At 43.8% G+C, this 24,282-nt stretch carries 16 protein-coding genes and 2 pseudogenes; 14 read left to right on the top strand and 4 right to left on the bottom strand.

Annotated elements, in window-relative coordinates; genetic code table 11:
• Positions 1 to 98 precede the first annotated feature (98 nt).
• The 10 genes and pseudogenes from INE92_RS11995 to INE92_RS12040 all read left to right on the top strand — a co-directional run bounded on the left by INE92_RS11995 (position 99) and on the right by INE92_RS12040 (position 13,358).
• On the top strand, positions 99 to 1,946 hold the full coding sequence (locus INE92_RS11995; protein ID WP_015531553.1) for a tetratricopeptide repeat-containing sensor histidine kinase: 1,848 nt from the start codon (positions 99 to 101) through the stop codon (positions 1,944 to 1,946).
• Complete coding sequence (locus tag INE92_RS12000) at positions 1,856 to 3,946, top strand: sensor histidine kinase (RefSeq protein WP_229096954.1); 2,091 nt, start codon at positions 1,856 to 1,858, stop codon at positions 3,944 to 3,946. The genes INE92_RS11995 and INE92_RS12000 overlap by 91 nt, the downstream gene beginning before the upstream one ends.
• Entirely contained in the window at positions 3,943 to 5,991 is a 2,049-nt protein-coding gene (locus INE92_RS12005; protein ID WP_015531555.1) for a sensor histidine kinase, read from the top strand. The genes INE92_RS12000 and INE92_RS12005 overlap by 4 nt, the downstream gene beginning before the upstream one ends.
• A 105-nt stretch (positions 5,992 to 6,096) precedes the next feature.
• Complete coding sequence (locus tag INE92_RS12010; RefSeq protein ID WP_015531556.1) at positions 6,097 to 6,777, top strand: hypothetical protein; 681 nt, start codon at positions 6,097 to 6,099, stop codon at positions 6,775 to 6,777.
• A gap of 40 nt (positions 6,778 to 6,817) precedes the next feature.
• Positions 6,818 to 8,693 (top strand): annotated as a pseudogene (locus tag INE92_RS12015) (alpha-L-fucosidase).
• A gap of 103 nt (positions 8,694 to 8,796) precedes the next feature.
• The gene (locus INE92_RS12020; RefSeq protein ID WP_009039295.1) at positions 8,797 to 9,111 is read left to right on the top strand and encodes a nucleotidyltransferase domain-containing protein; all 315 of its coding nucleotides are present in this window, start codon (positions 8,797 to 8,799) and stop codon (positions 9,109 to 9,111) included.
• Positions 9,108 to 9,512: a HEPN domain-containing protein gene (locus tag INE92_RS12025; RefSeq protein ID WP_009039294.1), complete on the top strand. Its 405-nt coding sequence runs from the start codon at positions 9,108 to 9,110 to the stop codon at positions 9,510 to 9,512. The genes INE92_RS12020 and INE92_RS12025 overlap by 4 nt, the downstream gene beginning before the upstream one ends.
• A gap of 238 nt (positions 9,513 to 9,750) precedes the next feature.
• On the top strand, positions 9,751 to 10,623 hold the full coding sequence (locus INE92_RS12030; RefSeq protein WP_004314244.1) for an electron transfer flavoprotein subunit beta/FixA family protein: 873 nt from the start codon (positions 9,751 to 9,753) through the stop codon (positions 10,621 to 10,623).
• A gap of 2 nt (positions 10,624 to 10,625) precedes the next feature.
• Positions 10,626 to 11,645 carry an electron transfer flavoprotein subunit alpha/FixB family protein gene (locus INE92_RS12035; protein ID WP_195436363.1) on the top strand — a complete coding sequence of 340 codons (1,020 nt, stop codon included), beginning with the start codon at positions 10,626 to 10,628 and terminating at the stop codon, positions 11,643 to 11,645.
• 6 nt (positions 11,646 to 11,651) lie between these two features.
• Positions 11,652 to 13,358, top strand: coding sequence for an acyl-CoA dehydrogenase family protein (locus INE92_RS12040; RefSeq protein ID WP_008644789.1), 1,707 nt, complete (start codon positions 11,652 to 11,654; stop codon positions 13,356 to 13,358).
• A gap of 101 nt (positions 13,359 to 13,459) precedes the next feature.
• Here INE92_RS12040 and INE92_RS26900 read toward each other — a convergent pair.
• Positions 13,460 to 13,660: pseudogene (locus INE92_RS26900) on the bottom strand (hypothetical protein).
• Positions 13,661 to 13,672: 12 nt separating this feature from the next.
• Complete coding sequence (locus tag INE92_RS12045; RefSeq protein ID WP_009040242.1) at positions 13,673 to 14,959, bottom strand: IS1380-like element ISBf12 family transposase; 1,287 nt, start codon at positions 14,957 to 14,959, stop codon at positions 13,673 to 13,675.
• A 148-nt stretch (positions 14,960 to 15,107) separates the two neighbouring features.
• Between INE92_RS12045 and INE92_RS12050 the strand changes: the two genes are divergently transcribed.
• From INE92_RS12050 to INE92_RS12065, 4 genes are read left to right on the top strand one after another with little or no spacing between them, the layout of a single operon-like run.
• A complete protein-coding gene (locus INE92_RS12050) occupies positions 15,108 to 16,862 on the top strand; it encodes a rhomboid family intramembrane serine protease (protein WP_015531559.1) in 1,755 nt (584 codons plus the stop codon).
• Positions 16,863 to 16,869: 7 nt separating this feature from the next.
• Complete coding sequence (locus INE92_RS12055; protein ID WP_008644787.1) at positions 16,870 to 17,289, top strand: hypothetical protein; 420 nt, start codon at positions 16,870 to 16,872, stop codon at positions 17,287 to 17,289.
• 37 nt (positions 17,290 to 17,326) lie between these two features.
• On the top strand, positions 17,327 to 22,387 hold the full coding sequence (locus INE92_RS12060; protein ID WP_195436364.1) for a DUF4132 domain-containing protein: 5,061 nt from the start codon (positions 17,327 to 17,329) through the stop codon (positions 22,385 to 22,387).
• Positions 22,388 to 22,394: 7 nt separating this feature from the next.
• Positions 22,395 to 22,868 (top strand): GAF domain-containing protein, encoded by a 474-nt coding sequence (locus tag INE92_RS12065; protein ID WP_004301034.1) that lies wholly within the window; start codon positions 22,395 to 22,397, stop codon positions 22,866 to 22,868.
• Positions 22,869 to 22,977: 109 nt separating this feature from the next.
• Here the strand turns inward: INE92_RS12065 and INE92_RS12070 are convergent, their stop codons facing one another.
• Together INE92_RS12070 and INE92_RS12075 are read right to left on the bottom strand one after the other, a co-directional pair.
• Positions 22,978 to 23,292, bottom strand: a complete 315-nt coding sequence (locus tag INE92_RS12070) for a chaperone modulator CbpM (RefSeq protein ID WP_004307142.1) — start codon at positions 23,290 to 23,292, stop codon at positions 22,978 to 22,980.
• Between the two features lie 14 nt (positions 23,293 to 23,306).
• A complete protein-coding gene (locus INE92_RS12075; RefSeq protein ID WP_004327076.1) occupies positions 23,307 to 24,272 on the bottom strand; it encodes a DnaJ C-terminal domain-containing protein in 966 nt (321 codons plus the stop codon).
• Positions 24,273 to 24,282 lie beyond the last annotated feature (10 nt).

Here is a 24,282-nt window from a genome sequence, read left to right on the forward strand (position 1 = left end):
AAAAGTAATAATTGTCCTACTAATTATGACAATTATTACTTTTTTTGTTTATTTTTGGGGAGAAATAATAAACACTCACGCAACAAAACATCCCCAAAATGAAAAAGGCTGTTTACATATCATTTATCATCAACCTATTTGTATGCATTTCATTACATTCAAAGGACAGGACTTCCAAACATTTGTACGCCTTACAGCATCTTATCAATGCCAACCTTGCTTATGATTCGATAGCCTCTATAGACAGTATCATAATATGGGAACAGCAACTAAGTCCGATACTTGAACAAGAGAACCAAATAGAACTTTTCTTCCGAATCAAACAACTATTAGTACATGCACACTCTTTATCCGGCAACATCGGGCAAGCTATCGACGAAGCACGGCTTATGTATGAAAAAGCCGAAACTCTGAAATATGATTTAGGAATAGCACTCTCCAATACAGCTATCGGAGATGCCTATTATTGCTCAAATATGACTGAAGAGGCAGCCAACGCTTACAAAGAAGCAATCCTTCATCCTGTATCTTCTTCGGAAGGCAACTATTACAAAGAAATGGCAATGTTACATCTGAAAGAGATTTTCATCAGAGAACACAACTCGGAAGAAGCGGAATCATACAGGGAAATGCTGCTAAAATCAGACGCCATGCATACCAACCAAACCATTTTGTTCTTCCATTATTGTTCCGATGTGGCATATTATATAATGACAGGAGAGTCGCAGAAAGCGCAGGATAGTTTCCTCGAAGTAGAAAAAATCTACCACTCCTGCAAAGAGCCGTATTACTACTCCCCTTTTCTCTGCTCACAAGGATTATATAACGAAACAATCGGAAAAAACGAACTCGCCTTGTTATGTTATGATAACGTACTGCAAAGTATCAAACAAAAAATGCAATCGATAACCTACTTACAAGTATCTCACTTAAAAGCAAACTTGCTGATAAAAAAGGGGGATCCTCAAGAAGCCGCCCGACTATACGAAAAGATCAGTCGCATCACAGATTCTATTGCTTCTCCCAGTTATACCCACCGCATCAACAATCTACGCGCTTCTTATCAGGAAAACCGGATGAAAGTGGAGAACAAGGTCGAACATAACCGCATTTTCATGAGCGGTATCCTTATCGGCACCATCATTCTGGTTGTCATTATTTACCTGGCGCTACATATATTAAAACAAAACAAAAAGATTGCCGAATCAAAGAAATGTCTTGAACAGTCACGACTAAATGCGGAAAGTGCCATGCATGCCAAAAGCCTTTTTCTCTCCAACATGAGTCATGAAATCCGCACTCCGCTCAGTGCCCTTTCCGGTTTCTCCAATCTACTGACTGACCAGGGACTGGATGCGGAAACTCGCCGGCAATGCAGCGATGTCATACAGCAAAATTCAGACTTGTTACTCAAACTGATTAATGACATAATCGACCTGAGCAATCTTGAAGTAGGCAAAATGAAATTCAGTTTCGGCTCCCACGATGCTATTGCCATCTGTAACAATGTAATCGATACCGTTAACAAAGTAAAACAAACCCGGGCAGCACTCCGTTTTAAAACACCACTCACCTCATTGCAACTGTATACAGATGATTCACGTTTACAACAATTGCTCATCAACCTGCTCATCAACGCCACTAAATTCACTGTCGAAGGAAGCATTACCCTTGAAGTAGAATTACAATCAGATGAATATGCACTTTTCTCCGTAACAGATACGGGCTGCGGGATTCCCCCGGAAAAACAGGCGAACATCTTCAGCCGCTTCGAAAAACTAAACGAAACAGCGCAGGGATCGGGGCTCGGGTTGTCTATCTGCCAACTGATTATTGAACGCATCGGTGGAAAGATATGGATAGATCCGGCATACACCGACGGATGCAGATTCTGTTTCACACACCCCGTCCGACCAATGGAAGAAAGAAAGGAGGAACAAGCATGAAACGAATCGGCATATTCTGCATCATATTATTGGGACTAATAACAATCCAGACCGCCCAAGCAATGACTGTCAAAGACAGCCTGGTGCAGGTACTGGATACTATACCTGCCAACAAAACAAGACTAAACGTCCTGTATTTATTAGCTTACCAAGACCCTATGTCACCGTCCTGCCTCAATTACCTGGACCGACTGCTAAAAGAAGCAGCCGTACAAGAGGACATAGAGTACCAGTGTCTTGCCATGTATGCGTATGTTGTCTATTATTTCAACCACCAAGACGGGAAAAATACAAAATTGTGGATGGACAAACTGACAGAAATATCCCTGAAGCATAAATACTATAATACTTATTTTTCAGCCAAACGGGCGGAAATTTTGATGCATATCATAGAGCACAAAATAGAATACAGCATCACACAGGCCGAAGAAATGTATCGTCTCGCCTCCCAAACAAACAATACACAAGGTATGCGCTATGCAAAATTATGTCTGATGAACGCTTATCTGATGTCCGCTCGATACAAAGAAGGAGAAAACGCAGGATTCGAAGCCTACCGCCTGCTACCTGCCACCGCTTCCCTAGAAGAAAGAAAGGATATCTTACAGGAGATATCCCTAGCATGTGCATCTATAGAGAGCGAAGAATCGCTGAAATATCTAAAAGAATTTGAAATCGTACTGGACAAAATGTCCCGCCAAGAAGCAAAATTCAAATTAAGGATTCATCACACCAGTTATCTCTTATTGGAAACATTATACGCCAACTATTATCTGCAAAATGGTCATATAGACGAAGCCCGTATTCACCTCAAGAAGATGAACGAATATTTCTCTCCAACGGACTATATCCCCTGCCGGGGACTCTATTACGATGTATATGCCCAATATTACCGGATTACGCAAATGTATGACAAAGCACTGATTTATGCAGACTCCGCCATCAATCTGCTTTCAGGAGTATCGGACAACAACGGTCTCGACTACCGGATAAAACGGGCAGGGATACTTGCTGACGCAGGACGGACAGATGAGGCTATTCCCTTATTGCGTAATCTGTTGGCAAAGAAAGACACCTTCTACCAGCACTTATCCACGAGCCAAATGGAAGAGATCTACGAAATGAAAAAAATAGATGAATTACTCCTGGAAAAGGAAAAGCATCGGTCAATCATTCAAACAATCGAACTGGCATTAATCACTATTGCATTAATCATTCTAATACCTGCCACTATCCGCATCTTTTACGTAAAAAAAAGACTAAAAAAAGAGGAGGAAGAAATCAAAAAAATGACTCAAATAGCAGAAGAAGCAAATGAAGTGAAAAGCCATTTTCTTTCCAATATGAGTTATGACATCCGCAGTACACTTAATAACGTGCTGGGCTTCTCACAATTGATGACCCAGGACCCTAACAGCATAGAAACCGCTCAATGGAAAGAGTACTCTGAAATTGTCCAAACCAATTCGACCGAATTGATACAACTGGTGAATGACATACTTGACTTATCGAGACTGGAAGCCGGAAAAACAAAATGGCAAGTACAGGAGTATGATATTATTCCTCTATGTTCGGATATTGTCAGCATAGCACAAATGAGAAATAAGGGAAAGATACAAATTGACTTCAAAACCACCATCAAAGAGCAGGCTTTCCAACTGGATATCACCCGCTTCACACAGGTCATTGTAAGCACGCTCATTTATCCGGTTCCCTGTGACTTGCAAAGACACGTCACGTTCTCCTTATATTGTAATGAACAGGAAAAGTTACTTGTATTCCGTATCATCAATACTCCACTTGCTGATGCGGAGTTTCAGATCCGAAAAACGGATGTCCGCCATCGGATTAATCGTCTGACAATCGAATATTTCGGAGGGACATACACGGTTATTTCCAATCTGAAAGAAGAACCGACTATTATTATCACATATCCTTACTCTAAATCAGCGGCAGAAGATGCCGTACGAGATAATTTTCATAGACAGATACGCTTATGAACAACCTAAAAGCACAAATCAGCCTCATCTCCGGAATTTTACTTATGATTCCATGCATTCTGTTTGCTACGGCCATATCTACCCCAGCAGATAGTTTACAAAACTTATTAAAAGATTGCCCGGATGCCGGGAAGAAGGCTATCATATACGTACATCTGGCTGATATTTATGTCGACAGCATAAATATCGCCACTACGTATTGGAATGAAGCACTCACCGAAGCAGTCAAGGCTGAAGACGAATATATTACGAAACTTGCTTTGGACGCACTCGTCCAAAGATATGCTTCGAAGGACGAAAAGATAGTAAAAAAATATATAAATATCGCCCAACAGGTGCTTCCGGAAAGCCACAACGCGCTATTCATCGACTATCTGTATTGTTACAATATCTGGATGGAAATGAGAAAAAACAATTCATTGGAGCTTATTGAACAAGAACTAAATGAACTGAAAAATGAGAACTTGCAAGATATGACACTCGAAGAACAAATTAGATGGGAATACCTCACAGGAGTATCATTGGATTATTTTTCTCTGCTGACTCATGCATACAGCGAAATAGGCAAAGCCATACCTTATATAGAGAGAGCACTGGACAAAGTCTCAGAATTTCCTATGAAAGACAGAATCCATTTTGAAATATTATGTCGTTATGAATTATCGGACTTATACACGGCAGTGAACGACAAAAAGGCAGCGGATGAAATCAACAAAATGATTGAACTTCATAAAAAGTGGAACAGCCAAAATACCTCTTTCGAGCGAAAGTTTCTTGATGAATCAGACTATTATATGAAGCAATATTCATTAATCATTTTTCTCGGAGACCTTATTGACAGAAAGGAAGCCCAAAAGTATTATGAAAAATACATGGGAATAGCCCGAAAGAAAAACAAGATGAAAAGTACATACGAAACCAGAGCAAGATACTATAAAACGATTGGAGACTACCAAGCCTCCATCACCTACATCGACTCTACTATCCTTACGGAACATTATGAACCGGAAGTCCTTATCCCGCTCTACGCAGTAAAAGCAGGACTTTACTACAAAATAAAAGATTATAAAAACGCATATCTGGCCTTAAAAGAGGGCAATAAACTACAAACAAAGAACAAAATAACAAAGAGAGAACAACAAATGGCGGAAATGCAGACACGCTTTGATGTCAGTAAACTGGAACTGGATAAAATGAGCCTTGCCTATAAAAACAAACAAATAGCGCTCATCGCTTCCTGTATTTTATTACTAGGACTAATTGCGTGGAGTATCTACCAACGCTATATGGTGAAACGACTGAAAAAGATGCATAGGAAATTGATGATTGCCAATGAAGAGGTCAAAAAACAAAGTGAAAAAGCCACCGAAAGCGAAAAAATGAAAACCGCTTTTCTTAATTCTATCTGCCATGAGATACGGACTCCATTGAATTCTATAGCCGGATTCTCCGAACTAATCACAGATGAATCCCTAGATGCTGTGACTCGTGAAGAATTCAAAGACTTAATACTAAACAATTCCACGACATTGCTTTCTATAGTAAACAATATACTGGAACTATCCGAACTTGTCAGTTCTTATGAACCACTACCGGTTGAACCTACCGACATATACGGACTTTGTATAGAAGAAATGGAAATACTAAAAGAAAAAATCTTAAATTCTGACATATTATGCATTACCGAAGCTGATAAGAAAGAAATAATCATACCGACTAACGCTTTTTACCTCTCACGAGTGATCGGTAACTTATTGAGTAATGCAGCAAAATTCACAGAAAAGGGAACAATCACATTAACCTGTCAGATTGACGAAGATCAAGAAGTAGTGGTTATTTCCGTAACCGACACGGGAATAGGCATACCGACCGACAAACAAGAGTGGGTATTCGAGCGATTTACCAAAGTAGATGATTTCAAACCTGGTACAGGACTTGGACTTTACATTTGCCGTATCATTATCCAACGGCTCGGCGGTAATATAAGTATTGACACCTGTTACACCAAAGGCTGTAAAGTATTGGTATGTATGCCGATAAAATAGCAATCTTTTCATTTCTGCCATTTTAACAGAATATAATTAGTCAGTTACGATTCATACATTTTTTGTATCTTTGGCATCTGTAAATGAAAAAAACAACCAATAATAATGAAAAAACAAATCGTACTTATTGCTATTTTATGTTACGCAGCCTTTGCACAGGCACAAGAAGTTTTTATAACCGCAGATTTTGTAAGTAGCTACATCTGGCGTGGTATGGACAGCGGCAATGCAAGTGTGCAACCCTCACTCGGCCTCAACTGGAAAGGCCTGACCGTCTATGCATGGGGTTCCACCGAATTTCGCGAAAAGAATAATGAGATAGACTTGTCACTGGAGTACGAATACAAAAACCTGACTCTCTACGCCAACAACTATTTTACCCAAACAGAAGAAGAACCTTTCAAATACTTCAATTACAGTTCACATTCCACCGGACATACTTTTGAAGTAGGAGCCGGATATATGCTTAGCGAGAAATTTCCATTATCAGTCAGCTGGTACACCACCTTTGCCGGAAACGACTACCGTGAAAACGGAAAACGTGCCTGGTCCAGCTATTGCGAATTGAGTTATCCGTTCAGCGTGAAGGATGTTAACATGAGCGTCGAAGCTGGTTTTACCCCTTGGGAAAGTATGTACTCCGACAAATTCAATGTAGTCAATATCGGATTATCCGCAACGAAAGAAATCAAAATAACATCCAACTTCTCTCTGCCCATATTCGGAAAACTAATAGCCAACCCCTATGAAGAGCAACTTTATTTTGTATTCGGAATTACGTTGTAGATGATTCTTACACTCAATTATTAACTAATAAATTACCCCCATGAAAAAACACTTTCTTATTTTCGGAGCAGGCCTCCTTCTATTAAGTGCCTGTAATTCGGTCAAAGCACCGGAAGCTATCCTGCCCATTCCCGAAGCCAAGCAGGTAGAATGGCAAAAAATGGAAACATACGCTTTCGTACACTTCGGACTTAACACATTCAACGACCGCGAATGGGGATACGGTGATTCCGATCCTAAAACATTCAATCCCACCCGACTGGATTGCGAGCAATGGGTACAGACGTTTGTGAAATCCGGCATGAAAGGAGTGATCCTGACAGCCAAACATCACGACGGATTCTGCCTGTGGCCTACTCAACTGACAGAATATTGCATCCGTAACACCCCGTATAAAGACGGAAAAGGCGACATCATTCGCGAACTATCGGATGCCTGCAAGAAGTACGGCATTAAATTCGCTGTTTATCTGTCTCCCTGGGACAGGCATCAAGCCAACTATGGTTCTCCCGAATACGTAGAATACTTCTATAAACAGCTCAACGAGCTATTAACCAACTATGGTGATGTTTTTGAAATCTGGTTTGACGGTGCCAATGGCGGAGACGGCTGGTATGGCGGAGCAAAAGACAGTCGTACTATCGACCGCAAAACTTATTACGATTATCCGCGAGCCTATAAGTTGATCGACGAGTTGCAGCCACAGGCTGTTATCTTCTCGGATGGAGGTCCGGGCTGCCGTTGGGTAGGTAACGAAAACGGATTTGCAGGAGCTACCAACTGGTCTTTTCTCCGTGCCGGAGAAGTTTATCCGGGTTACCCCAAATATCGTGAATTGCAATATGGCCATGCCGACGGCAACCAATGGGTAGCCGCAGAATGTGATGTATCCATCCGTCCGGGATGGTTCTATCATCTGGAAGAAGACGACCGTGTGAAAACAGCAGATGCATTGACCGATCTGTATTACCGTAGCGTAGGTCATAACGCAACATTGTTACTCAACTTCCCGGTCGATCGTGACGGACTGATTCATCCGACAGACTCTGCCAACGCCGTAAACTTCCACCAGAACGTACAAAAGCAACTGGCACACAACCTATTGGCGGGACTTTCTCCCAAAGCATCGGACGAACGGGGGAAAACATTCTCTGCAAAAGCGGTGACCGATGGTGAGTATGATACTTATTGGGCTACCAATGACGGCGTCAACTCTGCCACCATCGAGTTTGACCTGCCTCAAACGGAAAAGATTAACCGCATGATGTTACAGGAATATATACCTCTGGGGCAACGTGTCAAATCATTCGTTGTAGAATACAACCAGGAAGGCGAATGGCTTCCGGTAAAATTGAATGAAGAAACGACCACTATCGGATATAAACGTCTTCTTCGTTTCGAGACAGTCACCACAGATAAGATCCGTGTCCGTTTTACAGATTCGCGAGCTTGCCTCTGTATCAATAACATAGAAGCCTACTATGCAGGAGAGACTTCCGATACATATACTGCAAAAGCAGAAGAGTTGAAGAGTTATCCGTTCACGCTCATTGGAGTAGATGCGGAGGAAGCACAGAAATGTATGGATAAAAACAATCAGACCACCTGCTTCATCAACAGAAATACATTATTAATTGATTTGGGAGAGGAACGCACAATCACCTCATTCCACTATCTTCCCGACCAGAGTGAATATAATATAAGGAATAATCAGCTCTTATGAAATCTCTGTCGGAACGGATAGTAATGCTGTCAATCAGGTAGTAGCCAAAGATGAATTTTCCAATATAAAGAATAATCCGATTCTGCAATCGGTTTACTTTACTCCGGTTAACGCCCGCTATGTACAACTGAAAGCAACACGGATGATACATGATGGTGAACCAATGGGACTGGCCGAAATCGGTATACAATAAAATAAGTAACTGTCATTTTAACACTTAAAGAGAATAAATAGCTGTATCTCTTGACTTCTCGAATAATTTATATAACTTTGTTCGTAAATAAAAAGCAATAAATATGAAACGTCCACAAATTGTAGAACGAATACGGAAGGCTTTAACACAGGTGGCACCGGAAGCTCAAGCCATTTTATATGGTAGTGAGGCACGTGGGGATGCCCGTCCTGATAGCGATATTGATTTACTGATATTGGTTGACGGTAATAAATTGACCGTCAAAGAAGAAGACCGTATCATCACTCCGCTCTACGATATAGAAATAGAAACGGGAGTGCAAATAAATGCACGTGTCTTGCTGAAAAAGATTTGGGAAAACCGTCCTTTTCAGACACCTTTTGGTATGAATGTAATGAAAGAGGGGATCGTACTATGAAAGAACAATTAAACAGGGAAAATATTGAGGCACTGTCAGCTTACCGTTTTCTACGTGCTAAAGAAACGCTGAAAGAAATACCCTATCTAAAACAACAAGGCTATTATAATACAGCTGTAAACCGTCTTTATTATGCCTGTTATTATGCAGCAGTCGCTCTGCTTATTAAACACGAGATAAATCCTGGTACCCATGCAGGTGTCAAACAGATGATAGGATTGCATTTCGTCGCTACCGGTCGTATGTCACGTGAATTGGGACGTTGTTTTTCCTTACTTTTCGAACGTCGGCATAGTAGTGATTATGATGATTTTGCCTATTCAAGTGAGGAAGAAATAGACGAATTGCTGCCTAAAGCAACTGACTTTATTGAAGCCATCGAAGTTCTGCTGAAGGAATAAAAGGATGTTATATTTGTAACTTCCATTTCTATTCCGCCATTTTAAGAACCCTATAAAAACCCTCCTATTTTGCTCAAAATTCTTAAACCTGTGCATTTTTTACTCGGATTTCTTGTCAGAACCAAGTGTTTGAGTAAATTTGCACGCTGATAGTTAACCGGATAGTTTGGATAGCAAGAGATTACTACTTTACTACTGGCTGCTAACTTGTAGAAATACTAATACTAAAATTTATAGCATGAGTTTGAAAATTGTTGTATTGGCAAAACAAGTTCCCGACACACGTAACGTTGGGAAAGATGCCATGAAAGCCGACGGAACGATTAACCGTGCGGCACTCCCCGCCATCTTCAACCCCGAAGACCTGAATGCTCTCGAGCAAGCTCTCCGATTGAAAGATGCTCATCCAGGCTCTACCGTAACCGTTCTGACAATGGGACCGGGACGGGCAGCCGACATTATTCGTGAAGGACTTTTCCGTGGTGCAGATAACGGTTACTTATTAACCGACCGTGCTTTCGCTGGTGCAGACACACTGGCTACGTCTTACGCACTTGCCACTGCCATCCGCAAAATCGGTGAGTATGACATTATTATCGGTGGCCGTCAGGCAATCGACGGTGACACGGCACAGGTAGGTCCGCAGGTAGCAGAAAAGCTGGGATTGACGCAAATCACATACGCAGAAGAAATTCTGGAAGTAGGCGATGGTAAGATTAAGGTGAAACGTCACATCGACGGTGGTGTTGAAACTGTAGAAGGCCCGCTGCCTATCGTGATTACTGTCAACGGTTCTGCAGCTCCTTGCCGTCCGCGTAACGCTAAATTGGTTCAGAAATACAAGCATGCCAAAACTGTGACTGAAAAACAGCAAGGCAATCTTGATTATACCGACCTGTACGACAAGCGCGATTATCTGAATCTGGCAGAATGGAGCGTAGCCGACGTAAACGGTGACCTCGCACAATGCGGTCTGTCCGGTTCGCCGACAAAAGTGAAAGCCATCCAGAACATCGTGTTCCAGGCTAAAGAGAGCAAAACCATCAGCGGCAGCGACCGTGACGTGGAAGACCTGATTGTTGAACTATTAGCTAACCACACCATCGGATAATCATGAATAACTTATTTGTATATTGCGAAATAGAAGAAGGTAACGTTTTAGACGTCAGCCTCGAACTTCTGACCAAAGGTCGTTCGTTAGCCAACCAGTTGAACTGTCAACTCGAAGCAGTGGTTGCCGGAACCGGCCTCAAAGATATTGAAAAACAAATCCTTCCTTACGGAGTAGACAAACTTCACGTTTTCGACGGCGAAGGACTTTACCCTTATACTTCACTTCCTCACACAGCTATCCTGGTGAACCTTTTCAAAGAAGAGCAGCCACAAATCTGTCTGATGGGTGCTACTGTGATCGGCCGTGACCTCGGTCCGCGCGTTTCTTCTGCTTTGACCAGCGGATTGACTGCCGACTGTACTTCACTTGAAATCGGTGACCACGAAGACAAGAAAGAAGGCAAGACTTACAAGAACCTGTTGTATCAGATCCGTCCGGCTTTCGGCGGTAACATCGTTGCTACGATTGTGAACCCGGAACACCGCCCGCAGATGGCAACCGTTCGCGAAGGTGTGATGAAGAAAGAAATCCTCTCTCCGAACTATCAGGGAGAAGTGATCTGTCACGATGTAAAAAAATACGTAGCCGATACGGACTATGTAGTGAAAGTAATCGAACGCCACGTAGAAAAGGCAAAGAACAACCTGAAAGGTTCTCCGATCATCGTAGCCGGCGGATACGGTGTAGGGTCGAAAGAGAACTTCGACCTGTTGTTCGACCTCGCTAAAGAACTTCACGCAGAAGTAGGTGCCAGCCGTGCTGCTGTTGACGCAGGTTTTGCAGATCACGACCGCCAAATCGGTCAGACAGGTGTAACGGTTCGTCCGAAACTCTACATCGCTTGCGGTATCTCCGGACAGATTCAGCATATTGCCGGTATGCAGGAAAGTGGTATCATCATCTCCATCAACAACGACCCGGATGCTCCGATCAACACGATTGCCGATTACGTAATCAACGGAACTATCGAAGAAGTTGTGCCGAAGATGATTAAGTATTATAAACAAAATAGCAAGTAAGGAAAGATGGCTAATTATTATACAGACATACCGGAACTCAAGTTTCACTTGAACAATCCGATGATGAAACGTATTTGCGAACTCAAAGAACGCAATTACAGAGATAAAGATGAATTCGATTATGCTCCGCTGGACTTCGAAGATGCTGTAGACTCTTATGACAAAGTGTTGGAGATTACCGGAGAAATCACAGGAGAAATCATTGCCCCTAACGCAGAAGGTGTAGACGAAGAAGGTCCTCACTGTGCCAATGGTCGCGTAGAATATGCATCAGGAACCAAACAGAACCTGGACGCAATGGTAAAAGCCGGCTTGAACGGTATGACCATGCCACGTAAGTTCGGCGGTCTGAACTTCCCGATCACCCCGTACACCATGTGTGCAGAAATCGTGGCTGCTGCCGATGCAGGTTTCGGAAACATCTGGTCATTGCAGGACTGTATCGAAACTCTTTATGAGTTTGGCAATCCCGACCAACACAGCCGCTTTATCCCACGCATCTGCCAAGGTGAAACGATGTCAATGGACTTGACAGAACCGGATGCTGGTTCCGACCTTCAATCTGTTATGCTGAAAGCTACTTACAGCGAAAAAGACGGATGCTGGTTACTGAACGGTGTGAAACGTTTCATCACAAATGGTGACGCGGATATTCACCTCGTACTGGCACGTTCGGAAGAAGGAACGAGAGACGGCCGTGGTTTGTCTATGTTCATCTATGACAAGCGTCAGGGTGGCGTGAACGTACGTCGTATCGAAAACAAACTCGGTATCCACGGTTCTCCTACCTGCGAATTGGTATATAAGAATGCAAAAGCTGAACTTTGCGGTGACCGCAAACTCGGTTTGATTAAATACGTAATGGCTCTGATGAACGGTGCCCGTCTGGGTATTGCCGCACAATCTGTAGGATTGAGCCAGGCAGCTTACAATGAAGGTTTGGCATACGCCAAAGACCGTAAGCAGTTCGGAAAAGCAATTATCGAATTCCCGGCTGTATATGACATGCTGGCTATCATGAAAGGTAAACTGGATGCCGGACGTGCTTTACTGTATCAAACATCTCGCTACGTAGACATCTACAAAGCATTGGACGACATCGCCCGCGAACGTAAACTGACTCCGGAAGAACGCCAGGAACAAAAGAAATATGCTAAATTAGCAGACAGCTTTACTCCGCTGGCTAAAGGTATGAACTCTGAATATGCCAACCAAAACGCTTACGACTGTATTCAGATTCACGGCGGTTCAGGTTTCATGATGGAATATGCTTGCCAACGCATCTATCGCGACGCACGCATCACCAGCATCTACGAAGGAACTACCCAGTTGCAGACAGTAGCCGCTATCCGTTACGTAACCAATGGTTCGTACATCGCTACTATTCGCGAGTTTGAAACCATTCCTTGCTCACCGGAAATGGAACCGCTGATGTCTCGTCTGAAAAAGATGGCTGACAAATTCGAAGCAAGCACCAATGCAGTGAAAGAAGTACAAGACCAGGAATTGCTTGACTTCACCGCTCGCAAACTGGTGGAAATGGCTGCTGACATTATCATGTGTCACCTGTTGATTCAAGATGCCAGCAAGTCTTCCGAACTGTTCTCCAAATCCGCACATGTATATTTGAACTATGCAGAAGCGGAAGTAGAAAAGCACTCAAACTTCATCGAAAACTTCGATAAAGAAGACTTGGCATTCTACAAAAAGTAATAAATACTCTATCAAATCTCATAAAAGCATCCCTTCTTAGGAAGTGGATGCTTTTTTATTTGTCACATTCTATTATTTTTCATTATTATTCTATACATTTGTCAGTGAGATAAGTAATTTTTAATCGACGACTCTATATAAGACCTCAAATCCGCAACTAAGCCCTTGAACGTCCTTATTGCGTTTACACGTCCTCTCATTACTGAATTTGCAGATAATTTGAACTTGAAGCACCCACTTCTGCCTACAATATCCCCTTACCCCACAATGTGACTTGAGGCAATACACAATATCATTCCCATAAGTTGTAGGCATTATCCAAAATCAGTCTGGAAAACATCTGCGTAAGCATTATTACAGGTATAGATGTTCAGCACATACCGCCTTGATGTCCTGATCCACTTGGCTGGTACAGAGATAAACCTGAAGACAAACGCTTTTATGCGACTTGTTGCATTGAGCCCGAACTTCTTTACGTCAAGTCTTTGAATAATGGCCTTGTAAAAGTTACGGATAAGTGCTGTAAGAAGAAGGAACACTGTGTTCTCTGCCATGAAGGATTTGGGCAATCTGTCCCACCCGAAACCATTGTTCATATCATCGAAGATACGTTCCTTTCCTCCACGAAGGTTATAGAACTCGACAATTTCTCTTACGGAAGAATCATAGTCGTTAGTCAGGATACAACGGTATGTGTATTCTCCTTCCCAAAAATCCTGCACACCATCCATCCGTTTCTGTCTTTGAATCACAAGTCGATATGCCTTACCTTTCCACTTCTCAACAAGGATAGAGTTCAATTCAAACTCAATGCCATTGATTTCCTCAGTTTTCCAGCCTTTGAGAGCAAAGGTGTCATTGTAGATCGAACTGCAGCGGTTAGCACGGATATAGAAGGACTTGCAGTGTTTTTCTATTTCCTCCACGATTTCCTCGGAACATGATCCACAATCAGCTCTGAAGCGATTGATAGTGAGCCCATTCTGTTCAAATCTCGCAAAGAACCTCTTCAGCGTGTCCTTCTGATGGAAACGAACATTTGTGTTACCATCGCTATTCTCTATACCGACTATCAAATCGCCAATAACCGCCACGCCAGGGCGATAACCAAGGAACTTCTTGTATGTAGGCTTTGCATCATACTTCTCTGTCTCTATGAACTGATGGTCGAAATCAACATCATACATCTCACCCTCTTTCAGTTGGCCAGATGCAAATATACAATTGAGCAATAAAGTATTGAGAGTGTCAGCCGTATTGAAATCGTAGGTCTTGCCCATATCTGATGTGTATGAAATGTTTTCTTGCGTCAACTCCTTTATCGCCCTGAGGATAGTATCAGAGCTACAAGTGCGAAGTGTCGGATGAAGCGAGAGGTGGTTCATCAAATGAGTAGTGACATCCTCAATACATGAACCGCTACAGAAGTAGATACTCATGAGAGAACGGATGATTTCGCTGTACTGATAACCGAACGATCTACACCTTAGACCGAGGGTTGAGTCGATTACAGATGATAATGTGGAGTCAAATTGCTCCATGATTGAAAATAATCCCCCAAAAGGAGTGAGTCTCTCAGATTTAATTTGTATCTTCGCCATGTCTATCGTCGGATTCTCTTGTTTTTTTTGCAACACTAAGATAAGTGAAAATTCTGACATGGCAAAATCCTGAGCAACTTTTTGTTGCTCAGGTACTTAAAAAGTTTAATTTATAATAGTGTTGCGGAATTAAGGTAAGAATAGAAATATGGCACTCAAACCTTCATATAACGACAAACTGCATTTACCGGGTTTATCAAAAACAGAAATCCTTATACTGGCTCTTGAAGCTTCGCAAAAGCTGGAGTGGAATATCGAGGAAGTGACTCCGGAAGGAGCACGATTCGAAGTCCCGTTCAATATGTATTCTCATGGAGAGGAAATAACCTTTACCATAGAACCGGGAAGCGACGGAGAAGTAGCTGTGCGCAGCCAATCTTCTTCCGTACAATTTGTAGACTATGGAAAGAACAGAAAAAATATACAAAAGCTACGCGAGACGATGGAAGAAATAAAAACATCCCTTACCCCGGAAGAGCTAACCCAAAAGGCAAAAGATTTCGAGGAAGAGTGTAACCGTCCGCTCACAGAAGAAGAGAAAGCCTATCTGGAAGAAGAAAAGAAGAGGAACTCTTTCTGGTCGTTCTTTATTCCCCGCAAAGGTTTTATAGCAACGCCTATCCTGATAGACCTCAACATCCTTGTATTTATTGTGATGATTGCATCCGGAGTGGGAATCATGTCTCCTTCCACCTTATCACTGCTGAAATGGGGAGCCGACTTCGGACCGCTGACCCTTACAGGCGACTGGTGGCGTGCAGTGACCTGCAACTTCATACACATCGGTGCTTTTCATCTCCTGATGAATATGTATGCCTTCATGTATGTAGGTCTTCTACTGGAAGATCTGATAGGAAGCCGTCGGATGTTCATGTCCTATTTACTGACCGGACTATGTTCGGCAGTATTCAGTCTTTATATGCACGGCGAGACAATCAGTGCCGGAGCCTCCGGAGCTATCTTCGGACTTTACGGTATATTCCTCGCCTTCCTGTTCTTCCATCGCATCGCAAAGGAACAACGAAAAGCATTATTGACCAGTATCCTTATTTTTGTCGGTTACAATCTGGTTTATGGCATGAAAGCCGGGATTGATAACGCCGCACATATTGGCGGATTATTAAGCGGTTTCCTACTGGGAATCATCTATGTATGCAGCTATAAATTTGAAAAGGCAGATGCGCAACGTACCGTTTCAATCCTTGGGGAGCTTGGTATCTTTTGCATTTTCCTGTTCAGCTTCTTGATGCTTTGCAAGAACGTTCCCCCTCTTTATCAGGACATACGCGGCGAATGGGAAAGCGGTATTGTAGAAGCCTATCTGAATGGTGAACTGGAAGAAGAAAACGAGAACGGCAACCAAGCTGGCAGGAAGACTGCCAACAGTTCTTCTACCAGCCAATATCCTCCATACGTTCCGGTAGGTAATAACGATACATGGCTTTCTTATTACGATGCAGAAACAAATTTCAGTTGCCAGTATCCTACCAACTGGAGGAAAATAACAGGAGCGAAAGGATTGACTCCCAGCGCAGAACCTCCGTTGCTTAGGCTCGTCAACGGCGCCAACCAACTGACGGTTACCGCTCTGACCTACGATACACAAAAAGAGTTTGAACATATCAAGAAGTTATCGCTCACTCTCCCGCGAAATGCACAAGGAGAACCAGCGGAAGACTATAAGCAGAGCAATGTCAACATCAACGGGCTATCCATGACAAGAACTACAAACCCTCTGCACATCGGAGCTCCTGATGAACCGGGAGAAGACATACAACAAATTGTATTACACTATTTCCAAGAAAGCAAGAAGCGAACTTTTACCATTGTTATGCTTGTCTATGACGAAGAAGCCGAAACCGATCTGAATGCTATTACATCAAGCATTCAGATCACCCAATAAAGAGAATATGAGAGTATATGTCCAAGTCAAACAATTAGGAAAGCGAAAGTGCAATATCGAAAAGATTCCTGTCGATTTTCCTGTTCCGCCTGTCGATGTACAGGGGTTGATTGAAGCCATCGTCAGTTGGCAAGTCTGTGAATATAATGAACGCTTGCAACAAAGCGAAGTACTGAAATACCTCACACAGGAAGAAGTGGAAAATAAAACAGCTTCCGGCAAGGTTGGTTTTGCAGTAAACTATAACGGCAAACCTGCCGCAGAAGTAGAAGCAATCACCAACGCCCTGCAATCTTACGAGGACGGAATTTTCCGTATCTTCATTGACGATACGGAAACTGAAGACTTATCCTCTCCCACCGGACTCAAAGAAGAATCTACCATCACCTTCATCCGATTGGCTATGCTGTCGGGAAGACTTTGGTAATCATTTTCTTATAAACACACTTAAAACGAAAATAATCATGAGACTCATTTATAATGACGCATTAAACAAACGGATTGCTCCGTACCTGGAAAGGTTAACGAAAAAGAGAACCAGTTTAGACAAAGAGACAATGACACTGTTGGATGTATTTATGCAATACTTCAACATGGATACCCGGTATGGCACATACAGCGATAAACTAGAGCCTTGCATCATACATATTATTCAGGAAGAGAAGATAAAGAGTGTTGCCAATCTTTTCGACGGAAAGTTGAACAAAGTGCTCCGTTATCTATTGGGAGACGAATATGCCAACCTGTTCCACACCTATCTGAAGCTCAAAGCACGGTGTCCGTACACTCATGGATATTCGCGCCGGTCACAGCGGTCGGCGAATCCCCTTCTGCATTTCAGTCACATCATAGATGCGCTGACGGAATTTCTAAAACTACGTGCCACCGGATTCAGCGAACAAGCCATACTGAACGGAGGAAACACTCCGGAAGAAATAGAGACATACAAGGATGCGATGAACTGCCAAAACTGGATGGCCGCCCAAATAGCAGAAGGCAACCAGACTGTCATTGAATACCTCAACAACGTATTGACCAGCGAGAATAATGCCAACCGCCTCAACCAGGGACATCTCCAGGCTATCGCCGTGAGCGGTTACCGCCCGTTGCTGGAACTGGAAGGGAAGTTACTGCTGGCAGCCAAACTGCAGGAAGGTCTCCGTCAAGCTATCGTGGAAACGATGGACGAAGGATGCCCCGAAAGTTATCTCCATCTGTTCTCGGTGATCTGCGACAACGGCCTGCAACGATTTGCCTCCGTGAAACGCGGCATTGCAGTCTGTACGGGTATTGGAGAACAAGACAGCAGCGAGCGTATCACCAACAAATATGTGGAACTGATCCGCCGTTTTCTGAACGACCGGGAAGAAGCACGCAAAGCCCTCCAAAGCAAAGATACGGTCGAACTTTATCTGGCTCTATGGAGTATCGGATTCTACAATACGGAAGAAATCCAGGCACTTGTTCCGGGAATAATTAAAGACGGTGCCAAATATCAGGTGCAGACCTTACTTTACTTTTTACGCTGTACGCAATACTCCGGCATGAACCACCGCATCAGTAAAGATGCTTTTGAAAAATGGTATAACGAACCGTCGGTAGTGGCGGCTATCCTGCCACTGTATCTGTCCGGACTCTATCTTAGCCGGTACGGAGGACATAAGGACGCCCCGTCGCTCCATGATTATTTTGATAGCAAAGAAGAAGCGATCCGTCATTATGACTATCTGAAGAACGTCTATCAGTCCATCTCTGCCAAAGAGATTTATTCTCCATACGTATTCCCATGGGAAAGTACAGAGCTCACCCGTTCGGAAATCGTTCTCAAGATGGCGTATATCACCTGGATGACCAACGATTCTGCATTAAAAGACGATCTTTGCACCTGTCTGCCTTCTTTGGATACCTATATGCGGGCAGGCTATATCGGCGTCGTATTAAATCCCCCGACCAGCCATTTACAGGAAGAATATGTGCTGCAATCACTGGGCGACCGTTCGCAGGACGTTCGTGACGAAGCCTACAAAGTATTGTCCGAGATGACTTTGTCGCCCGAACAGAATCAGAAAGTAGAAGAGTTGCTGCGCTTCAAATATAGTGAGATGCGTATCAACGCCATCAATCTATTGATGAAACAGCCGAAAGAACAATTGTCCGGCAGTATCCGCCGCTTACTAACAGACAAGGTGGCCGAACGCCGCCTAGCCGGATTGGATATGATGAAGACTATCCACAACATAGAATTTCTGCAAGATACCTATCAGGAACTGATCCCCACCGTCAAAGAAATTCAGAAACCGAACGCGAAAGAAAAAGTGTTGATAGAATCTCTGATTGGAGACGGAACGGAAGAAAACACCGCACAGCACTATACCAAAGATAACGGCTTCGGTCTGTACGACCCGGCTCTTGAAGTCAATCTGCCGGAAATTACCCAGGACAAAGGATTCAACGTTAAAAAAGCATTCGAATTCATCTGCTTTGGAAGGGCCAAACTCGTTTTCAAAAAACTAAGCAAATACATCGAAACCTACAAGAATGAAGAATTCAAAAATGGTTACGGAGAAGCACGTCTGGTAGGTAACAGTGTCCTGATAAACTGGAGCAACTACGGAGGATTGAGCGGACTCGGATTCCCGGAATTGTGGAAAGCCTTCTACGAAGAAGAAATAGGAAGCTACGACAAATTGCTGATGATGAGTTTCATGCTTGCATCGACAGGTACCGCTAAAGACGAAGACGACTCCGACGAGGAAGATGAAGAAGACATCAGGGCAGACCAGAAATCAAGTAATACTTTTGAGCCGCTTGTCAACCGGATGTATGCCGGCATCACTTACCGCGGATTGCAAAAAGACCTCCGCAAGATGCCGTACTATGAACAGATGAGTGACATCATCGAAGCACTGGCATACGAATACAAAGATGAAGCCGTCTATCAACGACTGGCCGTCAATATGCTGCTCCAACTATTGCCTTTGCTAAATACCAAAAACATCTTCCGCCAGTACACCAGTAAGCATGCATGGCTTCGGGACAAACTGGAATACGGAGAAAAACAGGTCGTTTATCCGATACATAACAACAAATTCGTGAACTTCTGGCTCGAAATGCCTCAAAAGCCCATGAATGATGATCTATTTATCCGTTACTTCACAGTGCGCTATCAGCTTTATAAGCTCACCAACTACATGGAGCACACCCCCGAACTAGAGGAAACAGACTCTTATCTTCATGCCACAGACTTCGCCCGTGCCTGGATGCTGGGAATCATCCCGACAGAGGAAGTATACCGTGAAATGATGGGACGCATCAGCTCTCCCAGCCAGATCAAAGCAATCACCATGGTATTGAACGACAACGTTCGTTTCAACAAGGAAAAAGAAAGATACGCCGATATCAAAAACATCGACTTCTCCCTCTTCCGTTCCCTCGCCCAAAAGGTGGTAGACCGGATTCTTGAAATTGAATTAAAACGTGGAGACTCCGAGACACAAGTCACCTCCCTTGCAGAAGAACTAAGCTACGTCTATGGAGCCGAAACATTTATCCGTATTCTGCAAGCATTTGGCAAAGATACTTTCATACGTGACAGTTACAACTGGGGCAGCACCAAACGGGGTGTATTGAGCAGTCTGCTCCATGCTTGCCATCCCCTGCCTACGGACACCAGCGAGAATCTGAAGAAACTGGCGAAACAAGCCGAAATCAGCGACGAGCGACTGGTAGAAGCCGCCATGTTCGCCCCACAATGGATTGAACTGACTGAAAAGGCAATAGGCTGGAAAGGACTGACAAGTGCAGCCTATTATTTCCACGCCCACACCAATGAAACGTGTGACGACAAGAAGAAAGCGATTATCGCCCGCTACACCCCCATCGACGTAGATGACCTGCGGGAAGGTGCTTTTGACATCGACTGGTTCAAAGATGCATTTAAGACAATTGGCAAGCAACGCTTCGAAGTGGTCTACAATGCCGCCAAATATATTTCATGCAGCAACAGCCATACCCGTGCCCGTAAGTTTGCCGATGCTACCAACGGTGCAGTGAAGGCGGCAGATATAAAGAAAGAAATAATAGCCAAGCGCAACAAAGACTTATTGATGAGCTACGGCCTCATCCCATTGGGACGGAAGCCGGATAAAGAACTGCTGGATCGTTATCAATACCTGCAAAAGTTCCTGAAAGAGAGCAAGGAATTCGGTGCTCAAAGACAGGAAAGCGAAAAGAAAGCGGTAAACATCGCTCTGCAAAACCTGGCACGCAACTCCGGTTACGGAGACGTTACCCGCCTGACCTGGAGCATGGAAACCGAACTGATTAAAGAACTTCTTCCCTACCTGTCCCCCAAAGAGATAGACGGCGTAGAAGTGTATGTACAAATCAACGAGGAAGGTAAATCGGAGATTAAGCAAATCAAAGACGGCAAAGAGCTCAACAGCATGCCTGCCAAGCTGAAAAAGCATCCGTATATAGAAGAACTGAAAGCAGTACACAAAAAGCTGAAAGACCAGTACACCCGTTCGCGCATCATGCTGGAACAGGCGATGGAAGACTGCACTCATTTTGAAGAAAACGAATTGCGCAAGCTGATGCAGAATCCTGTTATCTGGCCATTACTGAAACATCTCGTCTTCATCTGCAACGGACAGACGGGCTTCTACACCGATGGATTGCTGATTACAGTGAATGCCGTTTGCCTCCCGTTAAAACCGAAAGACGAGTTACGCATCGCGCACCCCACAGACCTGTATACAAGCGGAGACTGGCATGCTTATCAAAAATTCCTGTTCGATAAATCAATCCGCCAACCTTTCAAACAGGTATTCCGCGAACTTTACGTTCCGACTCCGGAAGAAATAGAAGCCACTCAATCCCGCCGCTATGCCGGCAACCAGATCCAACCGCAGAAAACGGTTGCCGTACTGAAAGGCCGTCGCTGGGTAGCCGACTATGAAGACGGTCTCCAAAAGATCTATTACAAAGAGAACATCATCGCCACCATCTATGCGATGGCAGACTGGTTCTCTCCTGCCGACATCGAAGCTCCGACATTAGAATATGTCTGCTTCCACAACCGCAAGGACTACAAGCTGATGAAAATCTCGGAGATTCCTCCTGTCATCTTCTCGGAAGTGATGAGGGACGTAGACTTGGCAGTAAGTGTAGCTCATGCCGGAAGCGTCGATCCGGAAACCAGCCACTCTACCATCGAGATACGCAGCGTGCTGGTGGAACTGACAATGCCGTTGTTCCATTTCAAGAACGTGACGATAAAAGGAAGTTTCGCTCACATCGAAGGTAAACTGGGTAAGTACAATATTCATCTGGGCAGCGGTGTGATCCATCAGGAAGGTGGTGCACAGATAGCCGTTCTTCCGGTACATTCGCAAAATCGCGGACGCCTGTTCCTGCCTTTCGTAGATGAAGATCCGAAGACTGCCGAGATACTGACTAAGATTATCTTCTTTGCAGAAGACGATAAGATAAAAGATCCGAGCATCCTGAACCAAATCAAATAGTAAAGAGATGGCAGAAAATTTAATCATCCACACAGGAAGCAAGGAAGAAAAGTATCGGGAGTTACTTCCGCAACTGCATGCTTTGGTAAGTACGGAAGCAGATCTCATTGCCAATCTTGCCAACATGGTAGCAGCCTTAAAGCAGACTTTCGGTTTCTTCTGGGTAGGCTTTTACCTTGTGAAAGAGGAAGAACTCGTACTGGGTCCGTTTCAAGGCCCCATTGCCTGCACTCGCATCCGCTTTGGCAGAGGAGTTTGCGGAACCGCTTGGAAAGAAGCCCGTACACTGATTGTTCCTGATGTAGAGCAGTTTCCCGGACACATAGCCTGTAGTTCGGACTCGAAATCGGAAATAGTAGTACCAATCCTCAAGCAGGGGAAAGTTGTCGGGGTGCTGGATATCGACAGTGATACATTGGATAGCTTCGACACTATCGACGCACGCTATCTGGAAGAGATTTGCACGTATATTGTATTATAAAATAACGGCATAAACATCCTGAAAAAACGGAGGCTCTGATTGAATGAATCAGAGCCTCCGTTTACTATAAATAGAGCCTCTGTTCGAATCAAACAGAGGCTCTATTTTTTTACCAGTCCATATCTTCTATTTCCCGTTCCCGGTACAGCAAAAGTTGTTTGCGAAGCGAACGCATTTCGTGCCTCATATCTTCCATCCTTTCCAGCAAATGATGAATGGCATCGATACCTTCCATGTTGATGGATAAGTCATAGTACATTCTGCTATAACGTTCCACGTTCGGGAGTTCCGACAAAAGCAGATAATGTTCACCGCCTTCGGTATGCACGTTAATCAAACCGCCCTCTTCCAACATTTCGATGAATGAAGGCTCAATATGACATTTGTGACAGTATTCACTGACAATTATTAATTCGGTCTGCATAGTACTCATTCATTTTAGTTCATACTCTGTAATTGACGGAACAACTCTTTCTGTTTGTCGGTCAAGTTCGTAGGAATCTTGACAGAATAGGTCACAATCAAGTCACCGAATTGTCCTTCCTTCTTATAAACCGGGAATCCTTTACCTTTCAGACGGACTTTCGTACCGTTCTGCGTTTCCGGTTTTATCTTCAGTTTCACTTTACCGTCCAGCGTGTCGACTACTTTCTCGCCTCCCAATACGGCAGAGTAAAGATCTACCTCCACATCTACGTACAGATCGTCGCCCAGGCGTTTGAACACCGGGTCTTCGGCTATAACGAACGTAATGTATAAGTCGCCCGCAGGTCCTCCGTTGACACCTTCGGCTCCGTAGCCTTTCAGTTTAATAACCTGTCCGTCGGCTACACCGGCAGGGATAGTGATACGTACCTGTTTACCATTTACAGTCAATATCTGCTTATGCGTTTGAGCAGCATCACGAAGGGAAAGATGAAGTTCGGCATTAAAGTCCTGTCCGCGGAATCCCGCAGAACCTTGTCCTCTTCCTCCCCGATGTCCGAACATTGATTCGAAGAAATCGGAAAATCCACTAGCGTTGCCACCGGAAAATCCTTCTCCATCGGAACTATACCAATAGGTTCCGTTACCGTCGGAGAAACCCTGACCCGCACCGCCGAATCCGCCGAAACCTCCTGCACCGCCAAAGCCTCCGGCTTGTTGCTGTGCACGTTTCTGCGCTTCGAATTCATCGGCATGCTTCCAATGTTCTCCGTACTCATCATACTTTTTACGTTTCTCGGGGTCACTCAGTACTTCATTGGCTTCGTTGATTTCCTGAAATTTATCCTTTGCACTAGGGTCATTAGGATTCAAATCAGGGTGATATTTCCGGGCCAACTTACGAAAAGCCTTTTTGATATCATCCTGAGAAGCACTTTTGTCTACTCCAAGAATCTTGTAATAATCTATATAGGCCATGTTTTATGAA

The sequence above is a fragment of the Bacteroides xylanisolvens genome (genome assembly GCF_018289135.1).
GTDB classification, from domain to species: domain Bacteria; phylum Bacteroidota; class Bacteroidia; order Bacteroidales; family Bacteroidaceae; genus Bacteroides; species Bacteroides xylanisolvens.